We start from the raw sequence: 23,646 nt of genomic DNA, 5'->3' as shown, positions 1-23,646 counted from the left end.
CCATCCGGGCGGCCCCAGTCGATCAGTCGATCAGTCGATCAGTCGATCGGTCGATCAGTCCACCTCGGCCACAGCCTGGGCGAACTGGGCCTTGTACAGCCGCGCATACGCCCCGTCCGCCGCCAACAGCTCCGTGTGCGAGCCCTGTTCGACGATGGAGCCGTTCTCCATCACGAGGATCGTGTCGGCGTCCCGGATCGTCGACAGCCGGTGCGCGATCACGAACGACGTCCGACCGCGCGCCAGCTTCGCCATCGCCTTCTGGATCAGCACCTCCGTCCGCGTGTCCACCGAACTCGTCGCCTCGTCCAGCACCAGGATCACCGGGTCCGACAGGAACGCCCGCGCGATCGTGATGAGCTGCTTCTCACCCGCGCTGACCCCCGTCCCCTCGTCGTCGATCACGGTGTCGTAGCCGTCCGGCAGCGTACGGATGAACCGGTCCGCGTGGGCCGCCCGCGCCGCCTCCTCGATCTCCCCGCGCGTGACCTCCCGGGAGGCGCCGTAGGCGATGTTCTCCGCGATCGTGCCGCCGAACAGCCAGGTGTCCTGCAGCACCATCCCGATCGAGGACCGCAGCTCGTCGCGGGACATCTTCGCGATGTCGACCCCGTCGAGCGTGATCCGCCCGCCGGTGACGTCGTAGAAGCGCATGAGCAGGTTGACGAGCGTGGTCTTGCCCGCTCCCGTCGGGCCGACGATCGCGACCGTCTGCCCCGGCTCCACCTTGAGCGACAGGTTCTCGATGAGCGGCTTCTCCGGGTCGTAGCGGAACGACACGTTCTCCAGCGCGACCCGCCCGCGCAGCTCCTTCGGCCGCAGCCCCGGCTCGGGTTCGGCCCCCTGCTCCTCCGCGTCCAGCAGTTCGAAGATCCGCTCCGCCGAGGCGACACCCGACTGCACCAGGTTCGCCATCGACGCGACCTGCGTGAGCGGCATCGAGAACTGCCGCGAGTACTGGATGAAGGCCTGCACGTCGCCGATCGACAGGGCGCCCGACGCGACCCGGAGACCACCGACCACCGCGACCAGCACATAGTTCAGGTTGGACACGAACATCATCAGCGGCTGCATCACACCGCTGTTGAACTGCGCCCGGAACCCGGCCTCGTACAGCGCCTCGTTCTGCTCCGCGAACTGCCTCGCCGACTCCTCCTGCCGCCCGAACACCTTCACCAGCGTGTGCCCGGTGTACATCTCCTCGATGTGGGCGTTCAGCTTGCCGGTGGTGCGCCACTGCTGTACGAAGTGCGGCTGCGACCGCTTGCCGACGCGGGTCGCGACGAAGAATGACAGCGGCACGGTCACCAGCGCGACCAGCGCCAGCAGCCACGACACCCAGAACATCACCGCCAGCACACCGACGATCGTCAGCAGCGAGTTGATGAGCTGGCCCATCGACTGCTGGAGCGTCTGCTGGATGTTGTCGATGTCGTTGGTCGCGCGGGAGAGCACCTCACCGCGCTGCCGCCGGTCGAAGTACGACAGCGGAAGCCGGGACAGCTTCCCCTGCACGTCCTCGCGCAGACGGTAGACCGTCTTGTTGATGGCCCGGTTGGAGAGCCTGGTCGACACCGCCATCAGCAGGCCGGCCACCAGGAAGGTGCACAGCGCGAGCAGCAGGACGTTCCCCACGGCACCGAAGTCGATGCCCTTGCCCGGGGTGAAGTCCGTGCCGGAGAGCATGTCGGCGATGCCGCCCTGGCCCCGCTTCCGCATGGAGTCGAGGACCTGCTCCTTGCTCAGGCCCGCCGGCATCCGGCGGCCGATGATCCCGGCGAAGACCAGGTCCGTCGCCCTGCCCAGGATCTTCGGTCCGACCACGGACAACCCGACACTCAGCACACCGCAGAAGAGCATCACGATCATGGTGGGGCGTTCGGGTCTGAACTGGGCGAGGAGCCGTTTCCCGGACCCCTTGAAGTCCATCGAGCGCTGGTCGGGGCCACCCCCGCCCATCATCCCCCGCATGGGCCCGGCCATCAGGCAGCCTCCGCTTCCGTGAGCTGGGAGAGCACGATCTCCCGGTAGGTCTCGTTGCCCGCCATCAGTTCGTGGTGGCGGCCGGTGCCGACGACACGGCCCTCGTCCAGGACCACGATCCGGTCGGCGTCCCGGATGGTCGCCACCCGCTGCGCGACGATGACGACGGTCGCCTCGGCGGTCTCCCGGGCGAGCGCCGCGCGCAGGGCCGCGTCGGTGGCGTAGTCGAGCGCGGAGAAGGAGTCGTCGAAGAGGTAGATCTCCGGGCGCTGCACCAGGGTGCGGGCGATCGCGAGCCGCTGCCGCTGACCGCCGGAGACGTTGGTGCCGCCCTGCGCGATGGGGGAGTCAAGGCCGTTCTCCAGCTTGGAGACGAAGTCCTTGGCCTGTGCCACCTCCAGCGCGTGCCACAGCTCCTCGTCGGTGGCGTCCGGATTGCCGTAGCGCAGGTTCGTGGCGACCGTGCCCGCGAACAGGTACGGCTTCTGCGGGACCAGCCCGACCGTCCTCGCGAGCAGTTTCGGGTCGATCTCCTGGACGTTCACGCCGTCCACGAGCACCTCACCCTCGGTGGCGTCGAAGAGGCGGGGGATCAGCCCGAGCAGGGTGGATTTGCCGCTGCCGGTCGACCCGATGACGGCCGTGACCTCACCCGGGCGCGCCGCCAGGTCGATGGCCTTGAGCACCGGCTCCTCGGCACCCGGATAGCGGAACCCGGCGCCCCGGATCTCCAGATGACCGTGCCGGCGCAGTTCGGTGACGGGCGCGGTGGGCGGCACGACGCTGGAGGAGGTGCCGAGGACTTCCTGGATGCGCTCGGCGCAGACCTCCGCGCGCGGCACCATCATGAACATGAAGGTGGCCATCATCACGGACATGACGATCTGCATGAGGTAGGCGAGGAACGCCGTCAGGTCGCCGATCTGCATGCCGCCGCTGTCGATGCGGTGCGCACCGAACCAGACCACGGCGATCGAGGAGAGGTTCACCACGGTCATCACGATGGGGAACATCAGCGCCAGCGTGCGGCCGGTGGCGAGGGAGACCTCGGTGAGCTCGGTGTTCGAGCCCTTGAAGCGGTCCTTCTCGTACTCGTCGCGGACGAAGGCGCGGATGACCCGGTTGCCGGAGATCTGCTCGCGCAGCACCCGGTTCACGGTGTCGAGGCGGACCTGCATGGTGCGGAACAGCGGCCGCAGCCGGCGCACGATCAGCGTCACGCTGATGCCGAGCACGGGCACCACGGCGACCAGGACACCGGACAGCGGCACGTCCAGGCCGAGCGCCAGGACGATGCCGCCCACGCACATGATCGGTGCCGACACCATCAGGGTGAACGTCATCAGGGCCAGCATCTGCACCTGCTGCACGTCGTTCGTGGTGCGGGTGATCAGCGACGGTGCGCCGAAGTGACCGACCTCCCGCGAGGAGAACGACTGCACCCGGTCGAAGACGGCCGCCCTCATGTCCCGGCCGACGGCCGACGCGGTACGGGCTCCGAAGTAGACGGCGCCCATGTTGCACACCACCTGGCCCAGCGAGACCCCGATCATGAGGCCGCCGAAGGTCAGGATGTAGTTCGTGTCCCCCTTCACGACACCGTTGTCGATGATGTGCGCGTTGAGGGTGGGCAGATAGAGCGTGGCGCAGGTCTGCAGGAACTGCAGCAGCACCAGCAGGGCTATCGGTTTCTTGTACGGACCCAGATGGGCCCTCAGAAGTCGTATGAGCACGCGAGGTCTCTCGGAGTGGTCGACGAAAGGGGAGGCGGTCGGTGGTGCACCACCCCCTATCGTCGGACACTCCACCCGCGTTACCTCAACCGATTAAGCCGACAGCGGTCATACGACCGAGCGGACTCGGCCTTCGGACGTAGTCCTCAAGGGCGGTGAGTGCGTCACCCCGGGCGGCCGCCGTGTGGGTGACACCGTGTGGGTGACGCCGTGTGAGATGGGCGACACGTCCGCCTGTGCGGCCGCAGCGTTCCGCGTCCACGGCCGCGGCGAACCCGTGTCTACGGGCGGCATGCTCCCGTGTCCACGGGCGGAGGGCTTCCGCGTCTACGGGCCGAGGCTCCGGCGTCTACGGGCCGAGGCTCCGGCGTCTAGGGGCGGAACGCTCCCGGGTGCGTCTGCTCGCGTACCGACACGTACTGCTGCCGTACGGCCTGGCCCACGGCGAGTTCCTCGCCCGGCTCCAGGACCTGCGCCGCCGCACCCTGCCACGGGGGCGGGGTGCGCGGGTCGAGGGTGCCCTGGGAGACGCCGAGCGACCAGGCCGCCTGCCGGGCCGCGCCGATGGCCGCGTAGTCCGCGGGCTGGGGGACGACGACCTGCGCGCCGAACAGCGAGGGCGCCGCCGCCTGCACGGCCGGCAGCTCCGCCGCGGCACCCAGCAGGAAGATCCGCCGCACCTCCACGCCGCGCCCGCGCAGCACGTCCAGCGCGTCCGCGAGCCCGCACAGCATGCCCTCGAACGCGGCCCGCGCCAGGTGCTCCGGCTTCATCGACTCGCGGCGCAGCCCGGCCAGGGTGCCCGCGGTGTGCGGCAGGTTCGGGGTCCGCTCGCCCTCCAGGTAGGGCAGCAGGACGAGGCCGTGCGAGCCGGGCGTCGACTTCATCGCCAGGTCGGACAGCGACTCGAGATCCGGCAGGCCGAGGAGTTCGGCGGCGCCGCGCAGGGTGCGCACGGCGTTGAGGGTGGTGACCACCGGCAGGTGCATGCCCGTCGCGTCCGCCAGCGAAGTGATCATTCCGGACGGGTCGACGAGCGCCTCGGGGTGGACGGCCATGACGGAACCGGAGGCGCCGAGCGAGACCACCGCGTCGCCGAGCCCGATCCCCAGGCCCAGCGCGGCGGCCATCGTCTCCCCGGTACCGGCGGAGATCAGCAGCCCCTCCGGCGTCGTACCGGCCGCCTCGGAGGGACCGATCACCTCGGGCACCATGGCCTGGTGGCCGAGGGCCAGCTCGACGAGGTCGGGGCGGTAGGCGCCGGTCGCCGCCGACCAGTACCCGGTCCCGGAGGCGCCACCCCGGTCGGTGGTCCGTCTCAGGGGACGCCCGAGCAGCTGCCACACCAGCCAGTCGTGCGCCTGCATCAGTACGGCGGTGCGCAGCGCGTTGTCCGGTTCGGTCTTGGCGAGCCAGCGCAGCTTGGTCACGGGCTGCGCGGCCTGCGGGACGCAGCCGACGGCCTCGGCCCAGGCCTGCCGGCCACCGAGCGCGTCGATCAGGTCGGCGGCCGCGACCTGCGCCCGCTTGTCGCCGCCCACCAGCGCGGGCCGCACGGTGGCGCCCTGTGTGTCGAGCGGGACCAGCGCGTTCTGCTGCGCGGAGACGCCGATGGCCTGCACGCCCTCCAGCAGCCCGCCGCCGGCCGCCTCCCCCAGGGACAGCAGCCATGCCTGCGGATCGACGTCGGAGGGACGGCCGCCACCCTCGGGAGCCTCCACCGGATGCGGTGCATACCCCTGCCTGAGCACGGCCCCCGTGTCCGTGTCACAGACGACGATACGAGTGAAATCGGGCGAACTGTCCAACCCGGCGACTATCCCCATGCGGAAATTCTGCCGCACGCAGGGGGGTGGACGTGCCGCGCCGGGAGGAGCCCACAGGCCCTCCCGGCGCGCCGTCACCGATCCCCGGGGTCAGCTGTTGTTGCTGCCCCAGTCGTCCGGGCCGCTGCCGTTCGTGCCGCGCTCACGCAGCGAGCGCACACGGTCGGCGACCGAGTCGGGCATGTGGTCGCCCACCTTGGCCCCCACCGCGTGCAGGGCCTTCCCGGCGATCTCGCGGCCCTGCTGGGCGGCGGTCTCGGCGGTGTTGCGCACGGCAGGGTTCTGCGCGACCTGCCGGGCGGACTTCTTCAACTGCTCGTAACGCTCGCGCCCGGCCCGTGTGCCGAGCACATAGCCCAGGACCAGCCCGGCGACGAACGTGAGCCGATAGCGCATGGCGGCCATCCTTCCCTTGCGTCTGCGTCGTCCCTTGCGTGGGCACCGGTCGCGGGGGAGTACCGGTTGGCGGAGCACCCCCCTGCTTGCGCTAATGTATGTGTCGCAGCGAGCGAGCGCCCCCTGGCGGATACCCCGGGAGGTACGTTCGATGCAACGAGGCATTCCTCCGTAGCTCAATTGGCAGAGCAGCCGGCTGTTAACCGGCAGGTTACTGGTTCGAGTCCAGTCGGGGGAGCTCGGTCCTCCGTAGCTCAATTGGCAGAGCAGCCGGCTGTTAACCGGCAGGTTACTGGTTCGAGTCCAGTCGGGGGAGCATGCTGAACGAGGACCCTTCGGGGTCCTTTTTCATGCCTGGAGGAACCGCCGCGTCCGCGGCGAAGTCCTCAAGGTCATGAAGGGCCGCCGGAAGACGACCATCCGAAGCAGGAGATCGTATGAGCGGCTATGCTGCGGCAGACGGCGCGCACACATGTACGCGACGCGACGTGACGGGGCGGTAGCTCAGCCGGTTAGAGCAGCGGACTCATAATCCGTCGGCCGTGGGTTCGAGTCCCACCCGCCCCACCAGTCGCAGGTGGATGCAGGACCGTTTCTACCTGTAGGGACGTGAGAACGAGGTTCGCCACTCCCAGGTGGCGACCCTCGTTCATTCGATCAGACCAAGATCCGGTGGACGCGGGGTGGACGCGGGGTGGACGCGGTTCGGGCGACATCTGGGTCATGGTCGACATGTGCCGCTTCAGTCGGTCGGGTGTGGCGTGAATGGTGTCGTCCTGTCTTGACAGGGGGACTGCTCCTCTGGGCGCGCTCTTTGTTGGTGATGTACCGTGGTCTTGTACATCACATACTTCAGGGTGGTGGCGGAGATGTCCGTGACGCAGATCGACCTGGACGACGAGGCACTCGCCGAGGCGATGCGTCTCATGGGTTCCACTACGAAGAAGGACACGGTCAACGCGGCTCTCCGGGACTACGTGGCGCGCATCAAGCGGCTTGAGGCGGCCGAGAAACTGGCCGCGCGTGGCGAGCGGGGTGAGTTCGAGGCTGCGGCGGCCGCGCATGACGCTGCCAAGCGCGCACGGCAGGCAGCCCACGAGTGATCACCTACCTGCTCGACAGCTCTGCCCTGTGGCACCTCTTCCGCACGCCTGGCGCGATCCGGCCGTGGGAAGGGCACATTGCCGCGGGCGTGTTCCACATCTGTGAGCCCACGAGGACGGAGTTCCTCTACTGCGCCACAGGCCCGGCTCACCGCGACGAGCTTGCCGAGGAGTTGGATGCGCTGTGTCGGCTCTCGCCCGTGCCGAAGAACGCATGGCGCTGGGTGGACACCGCGCAGTACAAACTCACGCAGCGGGGGCAGCATCGCTCCGCGGGGGCAATTGATCTCCTGGTGTGCGCCACTGCGGTACACCACGGACACACGGTGCTCCATGTGGACAACGACTTCACCACTGTGGCGGCGGCCCTGAAGGAAGTGCAGCAGCGGGACGCGCGCGCCTGATGCCGGCGACCGCTGCGACAGGGCGGCGGGCCACCGACAGTGCGAGGTCGTGTTCCCGCTGACAATCCTTGGGGATGGGTACGGCGCCTCGTACGTCCTGTCCTCGCCGTCCCGGCGCTACGCCGGGGGCATCACCTCGTGAATCCGCGACAGCGTGAAAACCCGCTCCGCGTCGCGTAGATGACACCAGGCGTACAGATACGGAGGGTCGAGGTCCAGGCCGCTGATGGTACGGATCGTGCGGCTGCCCGTGGTGGCGACGTACTCGATGGTGATCGCCGTGCCGTCGTCGACGGCGTGGGCGAGTTGACGGACATCGGCGTGGGAGAGCTGGGTCGCGCATCCGGCGATGATTTCTTCGGTATCGGTGGCGAAGGGGACGCCGTTGTACGGGTCGGGGGCGGGGTGGGCGAGCGGGGCGCCCGCGAGTCGGGCGGCCAGCGCAGTCAGCTCGGCTCGCTCCGGGGCGGCAGCCGTACGGCACCGGGCACCGGGCCCGCCGACCGCTGTGCGCGGGGGTGGTACCGGCGCCGTCACCCGGTGGGTGCGGGGCCGTTCGACGCGCACGGTTCCGTCGGCTGTCTCCGCGACCGGCGCGTAGCCCTCGGTCCGCAGTGCGGCGAGGGTTTTCTCCAGCGGGGTGCGGCTGACGAGGACGGTCGGGGCGAGGTGCCGCAGGCCCAGCCTGGAGAGTTTGCGGTGGGCGGCGATCTCGGTGAGCAGGGCGGGTTCCTCGCCGTGGATGACGCAGGCGGCCGAGGCGATGCGGATCCGGCCATGGCTGCGCGCCGTGTCCGTGATCAGGTAGACCAGAGGCTGAGGCAGCGGGTTGGCGGCGACGGCGGCCAAGTCGGCCTCGATGGAGTCCGGGCTACGGTCGGCGTCCAGGGCGCGGCGGACGCTCGCCGGGCTGAACCGCCACACCGAGGCCGAGCCGCTGGTCTCCCGGTCGGCGACCGAGTCCAGCAGCGTGCCCAGCCGCGCGGCGGGTGTGCCGGTGACGACGGCGGTCAGGTCGCTGCCGAAGCGGGCAGTCGTGGTGGCAGCGGGAAGCAGGCGGTGGCAGGCGGCGGCCAGTTCCTCGGTGCTGTCGGCCAGCAGGGCGGCGCCGATCGGGGAGAGGGCGCCGCGGGAGAGGACACCGAGCAGTTCCGCCTCCCGGATCACGGTGGCGAACGGCGTCACGTCCTGTGGCAGGGCCTCGGCGAGCGGCCGGGACCAGTGGGTGAGAGGACCGAGTTCGGACGCGTTCTTCGCGCCCTGTCCGGCCGGGAGACGGGAAGCGGCGGTGAGTAACCCCTTTCGGGCCTGGAGGCAGCCGGCACAGGACGGGGTCCCGGCAAGGGCGGGCAGCGCCTTGTCGTCGTTGTCGCGGGCCTGCGAAGGGGTGAGCCCAAGTGTCCACCAAGCGTGCAGCAATAGCGGAAGTCGCTCTGCGGGCTCCGACTCGGCCCAGGTCTCGTAGGCGTCCGTCGTCGTGACCCGGTCACCGTCACGGGCCACGAGACCGGCTGCGTACGCCGTCTCAAGAGTGAGGCGTACGAAGGGCTCCTCGCAGCGTGCCGCCTTGCCGATCCTGGCCAGTTCGCGGGTCCCGACGCCGCCGGACTTCAGCCGGGCGGGCGGAGCCGTCGCACACACCGACAGGACCGAGGCGGCGTGGGCGGCGAAGGCCGTGGCCGCGGCGGACGCCTCACTGTCGACCTCCGCCGGGGAGACGGGTACCAGAGGTGTGACGGGCGGCGTGGGGTCGAACGGAGCTTGCCGGCCTGCCCCGCGCAGCGCGAGCGCCACCTCGGAGGGCATCCGTACAGGGCCGTAGTCGTATCGACCCTGGACCAGCAGTCCCCGCTCCAGCGCCCAGCGCGCACCCGGTTCGGGGGCGGACTGCCCCCCGAAGTGGACGAACGGCTGCGGTCGGTATGCGGGGTCCGCCTTGCGTTCCAGCAGTTTCCGGGCGTCCGCCGGTGCCTGTGCGACCACTGCGGCGACACGTACCGGGTCGCTGTGGTGCTCCACGAGCGACGCGAGGCGCTGCGGCTTGGTGCCGGGAGGCCGCAGGCCCAAAGCCATGAGCATGCGGCGCAACTCCTCGGAGGTCGTGTCCTTCAACAGCGTCGCCAGCGGCTGGTCCAGTCCGAGCGGCGTGTCCCACGCCTGCCGCAGGGGCGCGGCCATGTGCAGGGCTCCCTCGCTGTCCGGCCAGACCAGCGCATACGTGGACAGCGTCTGGAGCGCCGCTTCCAGGCCGCGTGCGGCCTCGTCCTCCGTCGCGTCCAACAGGCCCGCCAGGACGTCCCGAGAGGCCGGCGCACTCAGCGCCGCCAATGCCTCGGCTGCCTGCAGGGCGGGCAGCGTGAGCCAGGGCAGCGCGAGCGCGACCGAGCCCGGGCGTTGCAGGCGTTCGGCCAGTTCGCTCACCGAGCGGGGCTCCGGCGGGGACACGGCATCCGGCCGTGCCGCGAGTACCTGCTCCAAGTCTTCGGCGTCGAGGCGGTGGAGCCATGCTGCGAGGGTCGACTCACCGGATTTCACTGATCAATGCACCTCGTTGAGGGAAACGCCGCGCTTCGCGCCGACAGGCTGGGCGAGACGCGCTGTGCCGTACGGCCTCCAAGCATGGCGCATCGGGCGGGTGCCGCAGGGCCGTCGTCAGAGATTCGCGGACAGGGCCGCACAGGGTCTCTGTCCCCACACAAAGCCGTCGCCGTGTGGCAGGTGGAGAAGCCGGAGGGGGATCGGTTACGAAGGGCGAGAGGGGACCGTAGCCGTGCGGTGGGCTGCACGGTGGGCCCGTAGTGGACACGTCATCCCCGTCGGTGCAAAGCCTGTATCGGCGTGGCGGTGTCCCGCGAGCGTCGTCGAGCGTGGGTGGCCGGTTCAGGCTCGAACGACGTCTCGCTGATCCACACCCCATCCCAATGCCGTGACAGCCACCATTCCCGTCGGCCCCGATGTTGAGCTGAGGCGTCATGCGGTGCGGCGTGGCTTTGCGCCCCGTTCGCCGGCTCTTCGAGCCGGGCGGGAGCCCCGGGCCAGGTGTGGTGGGTTTCGGTGCACGCGCTGGTGAAGGGCTTCTCGCTCGGAGGTTCCCAAACCCCCGGGCGGACTCGGGCCGGGGTGAGCTGTCCGATCAGGGACGGGCCGGGTCCTCCTCTTCCGGTGCGGCGGGCCGTCGGTCACCGAGGGTTCGGTGAATCTGCACCGCGAATGCGCAACTACGGCACGAGGTGCGAGGGATCTCCACGCCGGTCGGCCGGAGCGCGCTCCATTGGCGCGGAATGTCTTGTTCCGTATCGCGGGGGGAACGCCGATCCCGTCCCGGCCTCGCGCGGCGTGTGGAGAAACCGCCCCCAAGTCGTGCGCACGCCTTTACGGATGCGTCGCCCGCGCGGCCAACCGCCCTGGTGGAAGCGCCGATTGATTGGATAGCCGGCGCACTCCGTGCTTTGATCTCCAGCGCCGCGGGGTCGTGCGAAGGGCGGCCGGCAACGGATGCCGCACGCCCGCGGTCGCGGCCCGCCACCTGTCCCCAGCGGGACGCCCCCTTGTGGAACACACATGCGAAGGGAAGTTCCATCATGAACTCCGCTCCCCAGGTTCACACCGCCGAGCTCTCCGACGCCGAGCTCGACAGCGTCTCCGGCGGCCTGGCCCCGCACGCCAGCGCGAACGTCGGCCCGACGGCGGTCAGCGACGCGGACGTCCTGGCTCAGGTCGGCACCGTCGAGGGCGTGGCCCTGGGCACCGTCGGTGCCTACCACCAGGCCGGCGTCAACGTCTCCTTCTGACCGGCACAGGTCGTAAGGCCGCCCGCTCGCGCTCCTCGCGCGGGCGGGCGGCCTCTTTCCTGTTGTTCCCGTCGTCCCCGCCCGGCTCACGCCGGGTAGGGAGTGGCTTCGCGTGCCGACCGGAGCGCGCCCGACCACCAGCCGAGTTGGTCCAGCAACGTCTTGGCGTACCCGGCGGCCTGGGGGTCGAGGGGCTCACCGTCCTGCCACGCGGTGAAGTAGTTCGGGAAGGCGAGCCCGTCCCGGATCGTCACCGCGTGCAACTCGGTCAGGACGTTCTCCAGGTGCAGTACGGCATGCCGGCCGCCTGCCGCACCGCCGTAGCTGACGAAGGCGACCGGCTTGGCGGTCCAGTGGGTGAAATGCCAGTCGATGGCCGCCTTCAGCGAGGCCGGATAGCTGTGGTTGTACTCCGGCGTGACGATGACGAACGCGTCCGCGCGGTCGAGTGCCGACGTCAGGGGCTCCATTCCGGCCGGGCGGGGATAGTCGTCGCCCGCGAACTTCGGTGACACGGCGGGCAGGGTCAACGGGACCTCGACATCGGCCAGATCGACGACCTCGACGTCGAACCCCCCGTGGTCACGGGCCTGATCGGCGACCCATGAGGCCACCACGGGACCGAACCGGCCCTCCCGAACGCTTCCGACGATGATCACCAGCTTGTGCGTGTTCTCCATGCCCACCACGATCGGCCGCCGCGGCGACCGCAACCAGGCCGGGCCCAGGCTGGCCCCCGCAGGGCCACCCTGAACACTCCGCAATCGGCGACGCGCCACCGTATGCTCACGGCATGGGTACACCGTTGGGGGACTTCATCCGGGCCAAGCGCGACAGTATCCAGCCGGACGAGTTGGGGATACCGGATCACGGCCGCCGCCGTTCACCCGGTCTGCGGCGCACGGACGTGGCCGCGCGGGCCGGCATCAGCGTCGAGTACCTGACCCGGATCGAGCAGGGCCGTGACCGCAACCCCTCGGTCGCGGTGGTGAACGCGCTCGCGGACGCCCTCAGCCTCGACCCCTCGGAGCGCAACCACCTGCGCTACCTCGCGAAGATCACCGGCGGTGTGTGTGCCGCCCACACCCGGCCCGCGCCACCCCGGCGCGACGTCCGGCCGTCCGTACGGGAGACGCTTCACCTCCTCGAGCCGGGCATCGCAGTGGTGACGAACCGTCTGGGCGACGTCCTCGCCCACACCAGCGGCTACGCGTGGCTGATGGACGGAACCGGACTGCTCGAGACCGGCGCACCGAACCTCACCCGCTACGTGTTCACCGACCCGCGCGCCCGCACCTTCTTCGCCGACTGGGACGACGTCGCGGACGAGCAGGCCTTCGACCTGTGGCTGGCGCCGTCCGTCGAGAACGCCGAGTGGTTCACCGCGGAACTCGCCCCCCTCGCCGGTCCCGACTTCACCCGGCGCCTGAACCGTCACACGGTCCCGAAGCGCGATGTGCTGCGACTCATGCACCCCACCGCACAGGAACTCCGGTTCCGGCGGGAGACGCTGGAACTCGCTGCGGACGCCCAGCAGTTGGTCGTTCACCTGCCCGCGGACGAGCGGACCGCCCAGCGCGTCGATCACCTCCGCCAGCAGTCCTTCGGCAGGCTCCGGGCTGTCGTCTGACATCGCCGTCATCTGCTGCACGCCGTCACTCGACATGCCGTCGCCGGGCCGGGTGAGCACGCTCGGAAGCGATGCCGGTTCGGGGCAGCGGCCGGACCGCCGCCGCCCCGAACCAGCCCCAGGGGCTACCGCTCGCCGAGCATCTTCTTCATCTCGGTGATCTCCGCCGACTGCGAGGTGACGATCGACTTCGCCATCGTCTGCGCGGGACCGTAGGCGCCCTTGGCCTGTTCGGTCCTCGCCATGGCGATCGCGCCCTCGTGGTGGCCGATCATCATCTGGAGGAACGCCTTGTCGAAGGCGTCACCCGACAGCTTCTGCAGCTTCTTCATGTCCCCGTCCGACATCATGCCGGGCATCGACGAGCCGGAGTGGTCCATGCCCGGCATGCTCTCCATGCCCGACCCGCTGTCGTCGGGGACCTTGGCGCCCCACGCCTTCAGCCAGCCCGACATGGTGGCGATCTCCGGGGCCTGCGCCTTTTCGATCCTCGCGGCGAGGTCCTTCACGTCCTGGGAGGCGGCCCGCGACGGGGCCAGGCCGGCCATGGTCACGGCCTGGCGGTGGTGGGGGATCATCTCCTGAGCGAACGTCACGTCCTGCGCGTTGTGGCCGCCCTTCGTGGCGGAGGCGGAGCCCGAGGGGCCCGCCGGGGACATCGATCCCATGCCGTGGCCGGAGTGCCCGGACGGGGCGGAGGACGAGTCGCTGCCGCCGCAGGCGGTCAGCACCAGAGCGGCGGTCACGACCGCTGCCGGGGCGGCGATACGACGGATGAGGGAACGGCGAGTTGCCATGAGAGGTAACAGCTCCTTGAAGTGCCCGCGACAGGCGCGCGGGAAGGACGGATCATGAGACGGACCGGAGCACGCCACCTCTCGGGGGAGGTGTCGTGCGGGCGCCTCTAGATCCGCAGAAGCTGTAGTTCGGACAGGTCGGGCGGGGCCCGGGTGTCGGCCGTCCGCGCGACCGTACGACCGCGGAAGGCCGCGGCGCACTCCCCGGGGACCATGAGCGCGGGCAGCAGGGCGGGCGGGACGTAGGAGGCGGCGGTGCCCCCGGCCGCGCAGGTGCCGCCGGCGTGGTCCATGGCCGTCCCGTCATGACCGGCGTTCGACGCATGACGGCACGCGCAGTCGTCCGCGTGAGCGGGTGCCGCCGCGGTGTGCTGCCCTGCCATGTCCGGCGCGCCCACCATGACGTGCTGCCCTGCCGAGGGCGTCCCGGACGGCGACAGCGCGTGCATGGCCAGCACCCCGGCCAGCACCACCATCACCAGCAGCACCCAGCGGGCACGGCTCACCGAGGAGCGGGTGCGCACGCCGGAGGTCATGGCGCCCATCGTACGGGCACCGCCCACCGCTCCCGGCGGAGGCCCATCGGCCACCCGGACACCGTCCGGCCGCCACCGGATGTTCAGGCCGCCAGCGGATCGAGTGTCAGCGGCTGGATCCTGCCCTCCAGCATCGCGCCCAGCCCCTGGACCGCACAGACGTCGGGCCGTTCGGCGATGTGCACGGGCATGCCGGTCGCCTCTCGCAGCATGTCGTCGAGACCCGGCAGCAGCGCGCTGCCCCCCACCATCATGATCCCGCGGTCGGCGAGGTCGGCCACCAGATCGGGCGGGCAGTCCCGCAGTACCTTGCCGATGCCGTCGAGGACGGCGGTCAGCGGGGTCTGGATGGCGTTCCGTACGGCCGCCGTGTCGACCTTCACGGAACGCGCGAGCCCGGTCGCCACGTCCCGCCCCATGATCTCGGTGGAGTCGGGCCCGTCCGAGGTGAACCCGCCCGCGCACAGGGCGAGCCGCAGCGGCCGTACGGACTGGCTCGGCAGCATCAACGCGTGCTCGTGCCGCAGGTGTTGCACTATGGCGTGATCGACGGCCTCACCGCCCACCGGGATCCGCTCGGCGGTCACGATGTTCCCCAGCGACAGCACCGCGATCTGCGTGGCCGCGGCCCCGCACACCATGATCATGGAGGCTTCGGGCTGTTCGACGGGCAGCCCGCACCCCACGGCCGCCGCGACCAGCGTGTCCACCAGCTCCACCCGGCGCGCCCCCAGTCCGACCAGCGTCTCCACGGCCGCACGCTGGGCCAACGGGTCCGCGTCGTGCGGGGTGCAGGCGGCGGCCCGCAGCCGGGGCTTGCGGCGCAGGCTGCGGCGCAGTTTCTCACCGAGCAGATGCCGCAGCATGCGCTGGGCCATCTCGATGTCGACCACGGTGCCGCCGGAGACGGGCCGTACGACGCGGATGTACGAGGGCGTGCGGCCCGTCATCTTCTCGGCGAGCTCACCGACCGCGATCAGCGCGCCCGTCCGGGTGTTCACGGCCGCCGCACTGGGCTGGTCCACCACCAGACCGGCGCCCTTGACGTAGACGCGGGTCCTCGCCGCGCCCAGGTCGACGGCGAAGTGGCAGCGGCGCAGCTGGTCCAGGCTGACGGTCATGGCGGTACCTCCCGAGAACGGACCGCGGGCAGGCCGCCGGGCGGCGGGCCTCTTCTCCGCATCCTCTGCCGTGGCGCGGGGCCGCGCCGCTCGGGGTGGTCCGGGCGGGTGGTCCCGGGCGCGTCGCACACGGAGAACGTGGTGCGGGCCACGCCCTAGGTGGGCCGGTCGCGGCACCAGGTGCGGGCGACCCCCCGTACGACCCCGAGGGCGACCAGGTCCTGGGGCCGCACCCGCAGCTGGTCCGCCGTCGCCCGTACCTGCTCCGGCGGGCGCTTGAGTATCGCGGCGGCGAGCTCCGGTGCGATGACGGAGAAGTAGCTGTCCGGGGTGACCCACGTGTTGCCGGGTGCGGCGAGCGCCAGGGCCCCGCCTGAGCCGCCCTCGCCGATGACCAGCGTGGTGACCGGCGTACCGGCGGTGGCGACCGCGGCGAACAGGTCCGCGATCGCGGCGCCCGCGCCCTGCCGTTCGGCCTCGGCGTCGTTGGCGGCGCCCGGGGTGTCCACCAGGGTCAGTACGGGAATGGACAGCCGGTCCGCCAGACGGACCAGCCGGGCGGCCGTCCGGTATCCGGCGGGCCGGGTCGCGGTTCCGGTCTGGGCGGCGTAGGCGATCGTGCGGCCGTCACGGGTGCCGAAGCCACACAGCATGCCGTCCGGGTCGCTGCCGCCCGAGCGGTCGCCGCCGAGGTCCGCCCGTCGGGTGAAGTAGGCGTCCAGGTAGGCGTGCGCGCGGGGGCGCTCCGGGGCGCGGGCGCGGCGGACCGCGTCCCAGCCGGTCGCCGGGAGGTCCGTCCGGCCGAGCGCGCCGGGCACGGGCGCGGGTTCGGCCGAGGGCGCCGTCAGCAGCGCCAGCCAACGGCCCAGCGTCTCCCGCAGCTCGCCGGTGCGTACGACCGCGTCGACCGTGCCCGCCGTGAGCTGCGCCTCGGCGGTGTACGCCGTCGGGTCCGCGTCCGGCGGGCGCACCCGGGAGCCGGCGAAGCCGACCTGGGCGCCCGGCAGGGCCAGCACCACGTCGGCGCCCGCGCCCAGCGTGGCCCAGCCGCCACCGGTCGTCGGGTCCCGCAGCACCGAGAGCTGGGGCAGGCCGGCCGCGCGGGTGAGTGCCGACTGGCGGGCCACGCGCTGCAACTGGGTGAGCGCGAGCATGCCCTCCTGCATCCGGCTGCCGCCCGTCGCGACCAGCGAGACGACGGGCAGCCGGCGCTCACGGGCATACGTGTGCGCCGCCTCAAGCCGGTCGCCGGTGCCCTCGCCCAGGGAGCCGCCGAGGAAGCCGAACTCGAACGCGACCAGCACGGCCGGGGTGCCGCCGACGGTGGCGTGCCCGCAGACGACGGACTCCTCCTCGCCGGTGCGCGCGGCGGCGCGGGCGCGGGAGGCGTCGTAGCCGGGCCAGGCCAGCGGACCGTCGGGCCGCGCGTCGCGTGCCGGAAGGGGCAGTTCCCGGAAGTCGTCGGCGACGAGGGCCAGGGCCTCCCGCGCGGACAGCCGCTCAGGCATCCCGCAGCGCCCGCTTCATGATCTTCCCCATGTCGTTGCGGGGCAGGGCGTCCAGGTACCGCACGACGCGCGGGCGCTTGTGCGGGGCGAGCCGGCGGGCGACATGATCGGCCAGCTCCTCCGCACCGGGCGGCGCGGCGGGATCCACCGGCACCACCCAGGCGGCGATCCGCTCGCCCAGGTCGTCGTCGGGCTCCCCGGCGACGGCGGCCTCCCGCACGCCCGGGTGCTCGAGAAGGGCGTTCTCGATCTCCCCGGCCCCGATCTTGTAGCCGCCGCTCTTGATCAGGTCGGTCGCCTTGCGCCCGACGATCCGCACATACCCGTCGGGCTCGCGCACCGCCATGTCCCCGGTCCGGAACCAGCCGTCCGCGGTGAACGCGGCGGCGGTGGCGTCGGGCCGGTTGAGGTACTCGGTGAACAGGTTGGGCCCGCGCACCTGGATCTCCCCGACGCTCTCGCCGTCCCAGGCGTCGATGACGGTCCCGTCCTCCTCGACGAGCCGCAACTCCACACCCGGCAGCGGGACCCCGACCGTCCCCGCGCGCGCCTCCCCGTCCACCCGCACGCTGGTGTTCATCAGCGTCTCGGTCATCCCGTACCGCTCGACGACCCGGCGGCCGGTCGCGGCGGCGATCCGTTCGTGGTCGTGCACGGGCAGCGCGGCGGACCCGGAGACGAGCAGCCGGGCCCCGGCGAGTGCCTTGGCCAGCCCGGGGTCGGTGGGCAGGGCCTCGGCGATGCGGTGGTACATCGTCGGCACCCCGAACAGCATGGTCGCGCCCTCGCTCAGCTCCCGCGCCACACCCTCCGTACTGAACCGCCCCAGGTGCCGCACGGACCCACCGCGCCTGAGCGGCCCGAGAATCCCCAGCACCAGCCCGTGCACATGGAACAACGGCAGCCCGTGCACGAGCACGTCGTCACCGGTCCACTGCCAGGCGTCCGCGAGCGCGTCGAGCGTGGCGGCGACGGCACGGCGGGGGATGACGGCGCCCTTCGGGGGACCCGTGGTGCCCGAGGTGTAGACGACGAGGGCCGGATCCTCGTCGCCGGTGCGGTCCTCCGGGAGAACCCCGGACCCCCGCACATCCACATCGACGCGCTCCAGCCCGCCGAGCGCCCCGGGCAGTTCGACGCCGGGTTCGGCGAGTACCAGCGACGGCGCGCTGTCCGCCAGGATGTGCCCGAGCTCCCGCTCGCCCGACTTGGGGTTGAGCGGGACGAAGGGCACACCGGCACTCAGCGCGGCCACCGCCGCCACGGCGGTCTCCAGGGAGGGCATGGCCCACACGGCCACCCTCCCCCGAGCTCTCGACTGTGCTCGAGCAGGGGGGACCCCCATCGCCCCGCCGATCCGACCGGCGAGCGCCCCCGCCGCCGAGGCCAGCTCCGCATGGGTCAGACCCCGCGCCCCGAACCGGAGGGCGGGCCGCCGCCCGGCCGAGGGATCGGACAGCGCCGGAAAGAGGGAGGACACGCGGGCACTCCTTGCGTCGAGGCGGACGTACGGACGGGACGTACGGACTTATCGTGCCGCACGCCCCTGCCCGCTGTGCGGCCTCCACCACGTGCGCCACCACACAGCTCACGACGTCCGGCCCGTCGGCTGCGTTCGCCGCGCCCACCAGCGTCCGCACCGCCTCGTCGGGGGCGGGCGCCGACGCCCGCGCGGTGTGGATCTCCTCCTCCGGCACAACCCCGAACAGACCGTTCGAACACAGCAGATACCGATCGCCGGGCAATGCGTCGTGCAGCCGCAGCTCGGGTACGGAACCGGCGTCGTCGCCACCCGTCAACGCCTCAAGGCCAACGGCCCGTACCGGGTTCCCCGCCCGGTTGTTAGCCTGCGCGGACCCGTCGTCGTACGAACAGGAGTCCAGTCGTGGCCCGAGTCGCCCTCGTCACCTGCCGTCCCGGGCCCGAGGTCAGTGTCGACCGTGATCTGCCGGTGCTCATACGGGAGTTGCGGGCCGCGGGGGCCAAGGCCGACGGCGTGTACTGGGACGACGCGGACGTCGACTGGGCCGGATACGACCTGGCGGTGATCCGGTCCACCTGGGACTACAGCTGGCGGGCGGCCGAGTTCACCGCGTGGGCCGAGCGGTGCGGGAAGGTCACGCGGCTCGCCAATCCGGCGGACGTCGTGCGCTGGAACACCGACAAGCGGTACCTCGGCGACCTGGCCGCCGCCGGCGTCCCCGTCGTCCCCACGCGGTACATCGCCCCCGGCGACCCCGCCGACCTGCCCCGCGACCACGAGTACGTGATCAAGCCCACCTCGGGCGCGGGCGCCCGGTTCGCCGCCCGCTACACGCCCCGGGAGCACGACACCGCCATACGGCAGCTCGCCCGTATGCACGCCGAGGGGTTCACGGCGATCGTGCAGCCCTATGTGCAGGGCATCGACGTGAGCGGGGAGCGGGCGGTGCAGTTCTTCGGCGGGCGGCTGCTGCACGCCAGCCGCAAGGGCGCCGTCCTGGCGCCCGGCACCCCGTACGACGAGAAGAAGGTGGCCCACCCCGGCCTGGAGCCCTGGACCCCGACCCCGGCCGAACTCGCCGTCGCCGAGCGCGCCCTGGCCGCCGTACCGGGCGAGGCGGAGCTCCTCTACGCCCGGGTGGACCTGGTGGACGGCGCGGACGGGCGGCCGTGCGTGATGGAGCTGGAGCTGGTGGAGCCGAACCTGTTCCTGTCGCTGCACACGGGCTCGGTGGCGCGGGTGGTGGAGGCGGTCCTCACCGCTGCCCGCTGACGCCCACCCGCTGCAACAGCCCCCACGTGAACTCGGCGGCGACCTGGTGGCGTACGCCGCGCGCGTCCGGTGCCGTGAAGGCCAGACCCCACCGGGTGGGCGCCGTGCCCTCCAGCGGGCGGGCCGGGGCGAAGGCGCGGGCCGCCTCGTCGACCGTGCAGGACCAGGGGGTCAGGTCCTCCAGGGTCTCCAGCTTGGGCGACGGCGCGCCCGGGGCCCGTACCAGCCACTCGTTCCACACCACGCCGTTCGGCGCGACCAGCACCTCGAAGCGCAGGTCGGGCCAGAGCGGGACGGGCCACAGCAGGGCGTCGCAGTCGAGGTCGCCGATGCGGCGGGGGGTCGTCGACTCAGGCTCGCCGAGGACCGAGCGGTAGCGGGAGAGGGGAGAACGGGCGCGCGGGGAGCGGACCATCGCCTGCCAGCGTTTGTTGGCCTCGCGCATGTCCGCGATCGAGACGCCCAGTTCATGGCGGGCGTCCTCCACCAGGCCCGGATTGTGGTCGGCCATGCGGCGCAGCAGGACCAGCTGGAAGTCGCGGGGCGTGAAGGCGGACGGCATGTGGTCCATCCTCGCCGACTCGCCGAGCCGACTCACCGAACCCTGCGGAATCCCAGACTTCGCACGACCATTGCCGCCCCAGCGCACTATGACTAGCCTGTGTTCGTCATGCCGATCGACAGTTGAAATTTCGAACATGGAGAGGGGGCCGGTCGTGGGACGCCTCGTACCTGCCGTCACCCGGGCTCTCGACATCCTGGAGCTCTTCCTCGACGGGGACGGCACGCTGTCCGCCCCCGACATCGTGCGCAAGCTCCAGCTGCCGCGCACCACCGTGCACGAGCTCGTCACCACGCTCGCCGCGCGCTCGTACATCGTCCAGGTGCCGGGGCAGCCGGGACGCTACCGCCTCGGCGTCCGCCCGTACCAGCTCGGCAGCCGCTACGCCGAGCAGCTGGACCTCGCCGCCGAGGGCCTGCAGGTCGCCCGGTCCGTGGCCGAGACCTGCGACGAGACCGTCCACGTGGCCATCCTCGAGGGCACCGACGTCATATACATCGCCAAAGTCGACTCCACGCACGCCGTCCGCATGGTGTCGGCGGCCGGGCGCCGGCTCCCCGCCCACTGCACCTCCGTCGGCAAGATGCTCCTCGCGTCCCTGCCCGAGCCGGAACTCGCCGCCCGTATTCCGGACGGCGCCGAGCTGGTCGCGATGACCCCCAACAGCATCACCGACCCGGCGGCCCTGCGCGAGACCCTGGCCGGGATCCGCGCCCGCGGCATCGCCGTGGAGACCCGCGAGTCCAACCCCGACGTCAGCTGCGTCGCCGCCCCCGTGCGCGACCGCACGGGACAGGTCGTCGCCGCGCTGTCCATCTCCGTCCCCATGATCCGCTGGAGCGACGAGCGCCTCGCCGAGCTGGAGCAGCTCGCCGCGAAGGGCGCCGCGGAACTCTCCGAGCGGCTCGGCCACCGGAGCGTCGTATGACCGCGGCGTACGAGCTCGCCGTACGCGAGGAGGCGGCCCTCGGCGAGGGCCCGACGTGGGACGCCGACGGCGGGCGACTGATCTGGGTCGACATCCTGGGCTCGCGGGTGCACACGTACGACCCCGCCACCGGGCATCGCACGGTCCTGACCACCGAGCAGCACGTGGGCGCCGCCAAGCCGCGCGCCGGCGGCGGCCTGGTGCTCAACCTCCGCGACGGCGTGGGCCTGCGCGAGGCCGACGGCACCTTCCGCTGGCTGCACCACGAGCCGGTCCCCGGCCGCCGCGGCAACGACGCGGCCGTCGCCCCGGACGGCTCCCTGTGGGCGGGCACCATGCGCTACGACGAGGCGCCGGGCGGCGGCACCCTGTCCCGGATCACCGGCGGCGGCGCCGTCCGCACCGTCCTCGACGACGTCGCCGTCAGCAACGGCACCGGCTGGAGCCCCGACGGCCGGCTGATGTACCACATCGACTCGCCGACCCGCCGCGTCGACGTCTTCGACGTGGGCGACGACGGGCTCCCCGCGGGCAGGCGCGCCCTCGCGCACGTCGACCGCGGCTTCCCGGACGGGTTGACCGTCGACGCCGACGGCTGTGTGTGGGTCGCCCTGTGGGACGGTGGCGCAATCCACCGCTACACCCCGTCCGGGGATCTGGACCGCGTCCTGGAACTGCCCGTCAAGCGCCCCACCGCCTGCGCGTTCGGCGGCGCCGACCTGGCCGACCTGTACATCACGACGGCCCGCACGGGCCTGGACGCCCCGCACCCGCTCTCCGGCTCGCTGCTCGTCGTCCCGGGCGCCGGAAAGGGCCTGGTCCAGCCCGCGTTCGCCGGCTGATCACCTGCAGAGGCTCCCGTCCGGTCGCCGGCGGGAGCCCTCCGTTGTTCTCCACCGCCCGCCCGAGTTGGGCCTGAACCAGCTCGGTCGGACGCGCGACGGCTGGCCCACGCTCACGTAGCCCTGCTGAAAGGACCCCATGAGCAACCGTACCGCCGAGGCTGCTCCCACCCGCCCGGCCCGCTTCACCCTCGACCCCGCCTTCACCGTGGGCGAGGTCAACCCCCGCCTCTTCGGCTCCTTCGTCGAACACCTCGGCCGCTGCGTCTACACCGGAATCTTCGAGCCGGGCCACCCGTCCGCCGACCGGACCGGCATACGGACGGACGTGCTCGACCTGGTCCGCGAACTCGGCGTCACCGCCGTCCGCTACCCCGGGGGCAACTTCGTCTCCGGCTACAAGTGGGAGGACTCGGTCGGCCCGGCCGAGGAGCGGCCGCGCCGCCTGGACCTCGCCTGGCGGTCGACCGAGACCAACCGCTTCGGGCTGTCCGAGTACATCGCCTTCCTGAAGAAGATCGGTCCCCAGGCCGAGCCGATGATGGCGCTGAACCTCGGCACGCGCGGCGTCGCCGAGGCCCTGGAACTCCAGGAGTACGCCAACCACCCGGCCGGCACGGCCCTGTCCGACCTCCGCATCTCCCACGGCGACAAGGACCCGTTCGGCATCCGGCTGTGGTGCCTCGGCAACGAGATGGACGGCCCCTGGCAGACCGGACACAAGACCGCCGAGGAATACGGCCGCGTCGCCGCCGAGACCGCCCGCGCCATGCGCCAGCTCGATCCGTCCGTCGAGCTGGTCGCCTGCGGCTCCTCCGGGCAGGGCATGCCCACCTTCGCCGAGTGGGAGGCGACGGTCCTGAAGGAGACGTACGACCTGGTCGACCATGTCTCCCTGCACGCCTACTACGAGCCCACCGACGGCGACGTCGACTCCTTCCTCGCTTCCGCCGTCGACATGGAGTCCTTCATCGAGAACGTGGTCGCCACCTGCGACCACGTGGGCGCGAGGCTCAAGTCGAAGAAGAAGATCAACCTTTCCTTCGACGAGTGGAACGTCTGGTACATGTCCCGGTGGCAGCAGCACGCCGAGACCGCCGACCCGGAGGACTGGCCCGAGGCGCCGCGGCTGCTGGAGGACAACTACAGCGTCCTGGACGCCGTCGTCTTCGGCTCGCTCCTGATCGCCCTGCTCCGCCACGCGGACCGGGTGACCGTCGCCTGCCTCGCCCAGCTCGTCAACGTGATCGCCCCGATCATGACGGAGCCGGGCGGCCCGGCCTGGCGTCAGACGACGTTCTTCCCCTTCGCGCAGGCTTCGAAGCACGGCCGCGGGCAGGTCCTCGACGTGCGGGTGGACTCGCCGACGTACCAGACGGAGAAGTACGGCGAGGCCGACCTGCTGCACGCCACCGCCGTGCGCGCCGAGGACGGCTCGGTCACCGTCTTCGCCGTCAACCGCAGCCGCACCGAACCCCTGCCCCTCGAAGTCGCCCTGAACGGGCTGGCGTTGACGTCGGTCGTCGAGCACAGCGCGCTCGCCGACGCCGACCCCGACGCCCGCAACACCCTCACGGACCCGGAGCGGGTGGCCCCGCACCAGGTCTCCGGGACGAGCATCGGCGACGGCACCCTCAGCACCGTACTCGAGCCGCTGTCCTGGAACGTGATCCGGCTCGCCTAGGGCTGCGGCCGTCCAGGACGACATCCAACCCGTGCGGTCACAGCGCC

20 protein-coding genes and 3 tRNA genes are annotated in these 23,646 nt (G+C 71.6%); 11 read left to right on the top strand and 12 right to left on the bottom strand.

The features are described 5' to 3' along the window. Positions 1–54: 54 nt before the first annotated feature. The 4 genes from ACFYZJ_RS29825 to ACFYZJ_RS29810 all read right to left on the bottom strand — a co-directional run bounded on the left by ACFYZJ_RS29825 (position 55) and on the right by ACFYZJ_RS29810 (position 5,938). Positions 55–1,983 carry an ABC transporter ATP-binding protein gene (locus tag ACFYZJ_RS29825; RefSeq protein ID WP_388573065.1) on the bottom strand — a complete coding sequence of 643 codons (1,929 nt, stop codon included), beginning with the start codon at positions 1,981–1,983 and terminating at the stop codon, positions 55–57. Further along, entirely contained in the window at positions 1,983–3,716 is a 1,734-nt protein-coding gene (locus ACFYZJ_RS29820; RefSeq protein ID WP_388573063.1) for an ABC transporter ATP-binding protein, read from the bottom strand. The genes ACFYZJ_RS29825 and ACFYZJ_RS29820 overlap by 1 nt, the downstream gene beginning before the upstream one ends. Positions 3,717–4,087: 371 nt before the next feature. Further along, positions 4,088–5,542, bottom strand: a complete 1,455-nt coding sequence (locus ACFYZJ_RS29815; protein WP_388573062.1) for an FGGY-family carbohydrate kinase — start codon at positions 5,540–5,542, stop codon at positions 4,088–4,090. 90 nt (positions 5,543–5,632) lie between these two features. After that, a complete protein-coding gene (locus ACFYZJ_RS29810; RefSeq protein ID WP_388573060.1) occupies positions 5,633–5,938 on the bottom strand; it encodes a YtxH domain-containing protein in 306 nt (101 codons plus the stop codon). Positions 5,939–6,103: 165 nt separating this feature from the next. On the opposite strand from ACFYZJ_RS29810, the gene ACFYZJ_RS29805 reads away from it, so the two are divergent. The 5 genes from ACFYZJ_RS29805 (at position 6,104) to ACFYZJ_RS29785 (ending at position 7,445) form a co-directional block, all read left to right on the top strand. After that, positions 6,104–6,176 (top strand) — tRNA-Asn (locus ACFYZJ_RS29805). A gap of 5 nt (positions 6,177–6,181) precedes the next feature. Then, positions 6,182–6,254 (top strand) — tRNA-Asn (locus ACFYZJ_RS29800). 177 nt (positions 6,255–6,431) lie between these two features. Next, positions 6,432–6,508 (top strand) — tRNA-Ile (locus tag ACFYZJ_RS29795). A 299-nt stretch (positions 6,509–6,807) separates the two neighbouring features. Continuing rightward, positions 6,808–7,041 (top strand): type II toxin-antitoxin system VapB family antitoxin, encoded by a 234-nt coding sequence (locus ACFYZJ_RS29790; RefSeq protein ID WP_388573058.1) that lies wholly within the window; start codon positions 6,808–6,810, stop codon positions 7,039–7,041. Further along, complete coding sequence (locus tag ACFYZJ_RS29785) at positions 7,038–7,445, top strand: PIN domain nuclease (RefSeq protein ID WP_388573056.1); 408 nt, start codon at positions 7,038–7,040, stop codon at positions 7,443–7,445. The genes ACFYZJ_RS29790 and ACFYZJ_RS29785 overlap by 4 nt, the downstream gene beginning before the upstream one ends. 117 nt (positions 7,446–7,562) lie before the next feature. Here ACFYZJ_RS29785 and ACFYZJ_RS29780 read toward each other — a convergent pair whose 3' ends face one another. Further along, positions 7,563–9,980: a helicase C-terminal domain-containing protein gene (locus ACFYZJ_RS29780; protein WP_388573054.1), complete on the bottom strand. Its 2,418-nt coding sequence runs from the start codon at positions 9,978–9,980 to the stop codon at positions 7,563–7,565. 1,046 nt (positions 9,981–11,026) lie between these two features. Between ACFYZJ_RS29780 and ACFYZJ_RS29775 the strand changes: the two genes are divergently transcribed. Further along, on the top strand, positions 11,027–11,236 hold the full coding sequence (locus ACFYZJ_RS29775) for a hypothetical protein (RefSeq protein WP_388573052.1): 210 nt from the start codon (positions 11,027–11,029) through the stop codon (positions 11,234–11,236). An 86-nt stretch (positions 11,237–11,322) separates the two neighbouring features. Here ACFYZJ_RS29775 and ACFYZJ_RS29770 read toward each other — a convergent pair whose 3' ends face one another. Continuing rightward, the gene (locus ACFYZJ_RS29770) at positions 11,323–11,916 is read right to left on the bottom strand and encodes an NADPH-dependent FMN reductase (protein ID WP_388573051.1); all 594 of its coding nucleotides are present in this window, start codon (positions 11,914–11,916) and stop codon (positions 11,323–11,325) included. Between the two features lie 113 nt (positions 11,917–12,029). Here ACFYZJ_RS29770 and ACFYZJ_RS29765 point away from each other — a divergent pair, with 113 nt between their 5' ends. Continuing rightward, positions 12,030–12,866 carry a helix-turn-helix domain-containing protein gene (locus ACFYZJ_RS29765; protein WP_388573049.1) on the top strand — a complete coding sequence of 279 codons (837 nt, stop codon included), beginning with the start codon at positions 12,030–12,032 and terminating at the stop codon, positions 12,864–12,866. 125 nt (positions 12,867–12,991) lie between these two features. On the opposite strand, the gene ACFYZJ_RS29760 is transcribed toward ACFYZJ_RS29765, so the two are convergent. The 5 genes from ACFYZJ_RS29760 to ACFYZJ_RS29740 all read right to left on the bottom strand — a co-directional run bounded on the left by ACFYZJ_RS29760 (position 12,992) and on the right by ACFYZJ_RS29740 (position 18,308). Beyond that, positions 12,992–13,663 carry a DUF305 domain-containing protein gene (locus tag ACFYZJ_RS29760; protein ID WP_388573047.1) on the bottom strand — a complete coding sequence of 224 codons (672 nt, stop codon included), beginning with the start codon at positions 13,661–13,663 and terminating at the stop codon, positions 12,992–12,994. A 107-nt stretch (positions 13,664–13,770) separates the two neighbouring features. Continuing rightward, positions 13,771–14,199 carry a DUF6153 family protein gene (locus tag ACFYZJ_RS29755; RefSeq protein ID WP_388573045.1) on the bottom strand — a complete coding sequence of 143 codons (429 nt, stop codon included), beginning with the start codon at positions 14,197–14,199 and terminating at the stop codon, positions 13,771–13,773. A gap of 83 nt (positions 14,200–14,282) precedes the next feature. Then, a complete protein-coding gene (locus tag ACFYZJ_RS29750; protein ID WP_388573043.1) occupies positions 14,283–15,320 on the bottom strand; it encodes a rod shape-determining protein in 1,038 nt (345 codons plus the stop codon). A gap of 155 nt (positions 15,321–15,475) precedes the next feature. Then, the gene (locus tag ACFYZJ_RS29745) at positions 15,476–16,828 is read right to left on the bottom strand and encodes a carboxyl transferase domain-containing protein (protein ID WP_388573041.1); all 1,353 of its coding nucleotides are present in this window, start codon (positions 16,826–16,828) and stop codon (positions 15,476–15,478) included. Next, positions 16,821–18,308: an acyl-CoA synthetase gene (locus ACFYZJ_RS29740; RefSeq protein ID WP_388573039.1), complete on the bottom strand. Its 1,488-nt coding sequence runs from the start codon at positions 18,306–18,308 to the stop codon at positions 16,821–16,823. The genes ACFYZJ_RS29745 and ACFYZJ_RS29740 overlap by 8 nt, the downstream gene beginning before the upstream one ends. 405 nt (positions 18,309–18,713) lie before the next feature. Between ACFYZJ_RS29740 and ACFYZJ_RS29735 the strand changes: the two genes are divergently transcribed. Continuing rightward, positions 18,714–19,583: a RimK family alpha-L-glutamate ligase gene (locus ACFYZJ_RS29735; RefSeq protein ID WP_388573037.1), complete on the top strand. Its 870-nt coding sequence runs from the start codon at positions 18,714–18,716 to the stop codon at positions 19,581–19,583. Here ACFYZJ_RS29735 and ACFYZJ_RS29730 read toward each other — a convergent pair. Further along, entirely contained in the window at positions 19,567–20,145 is a 579-nt protein-coding gene (locus ACFYZJ_RS29730) for a hypothetical protein (protein ID WP_388573035.1), read from the bottom strand. The genes ACFYZJ_RS29735 and ACFYZJ_RS29730 overlap by 17 nt on opposite strands. A gap of 154 nt (positions 20,146–20,299) precedes the next feature. Between ACFYZJ_RS29730 and ACFYZJ_RS29725 the strand changes: the two genes are divergently transcribed. The 3 genes from ACFYZJ_RS29725 to ACFYZJ_RS29715 all read left to right on the top strand — a co-directional run bounded on the left by ACFYZJ_RS29725 (position 20,300) and on the right by ACFYZJ_RS29715 (position 23,599). Next, the gene (locus tag ACFYZJ_RS29725) at positions 20,300–21,073 is read left to right on the top strand and encodes an IclR family transcriptional regulator (protein ID WP_388573034.1); all 774 of its coding nucleotides are present in this window, start codon (positions 20,300–20,302) and stop codon (positions 21,071–21,073) included. Beyond that, positions 21,070–21,915: an SMP-30/gluconolactonase/LRE family protein gene (locus ACFYZJ_RS29720; protein ID WP_388573032.1), complete on the top strand. Its 846-nt coding sequence runs from the start codon at positions 21,070–21,072 to the stop codon at positions 21,913–21,915. The genes ACFYZJ_RS29725 and ACFYZJ_RS29720 overlap by 4 nt, the downstream gene beginning before the upstream one ends. 139 nt (positions 21,916–22,054) lie before the next feature. Next, positions 22,055–23,599, top strand: coding sequence for an alpha-N-arabinofuranosidase (locus tag ACFYZJ_RS29715; protein ID WP_388573030.1), 1,545 nt, complete (start codon positions 22,055–22,057; stop codon positions 23,597–23,599). Positions 23,600–23,646: the final 47 nt, after the last annotated feature.

The sequence above is a fragment of the Streptomyces sp. NPDC001848 genome (assembly GCF_042891915.1).
Classification (GTDB): Bacteria; Actinomycetota; Actinomycetes; order Streptomycetales; family Streptomycetaceae; genus Streptomyces.
The sequence above is the reverse complement of the archived record's forward strand: the minus strand, read 5'-3'. Positions and strand labels throughout refer to the sequence as shown.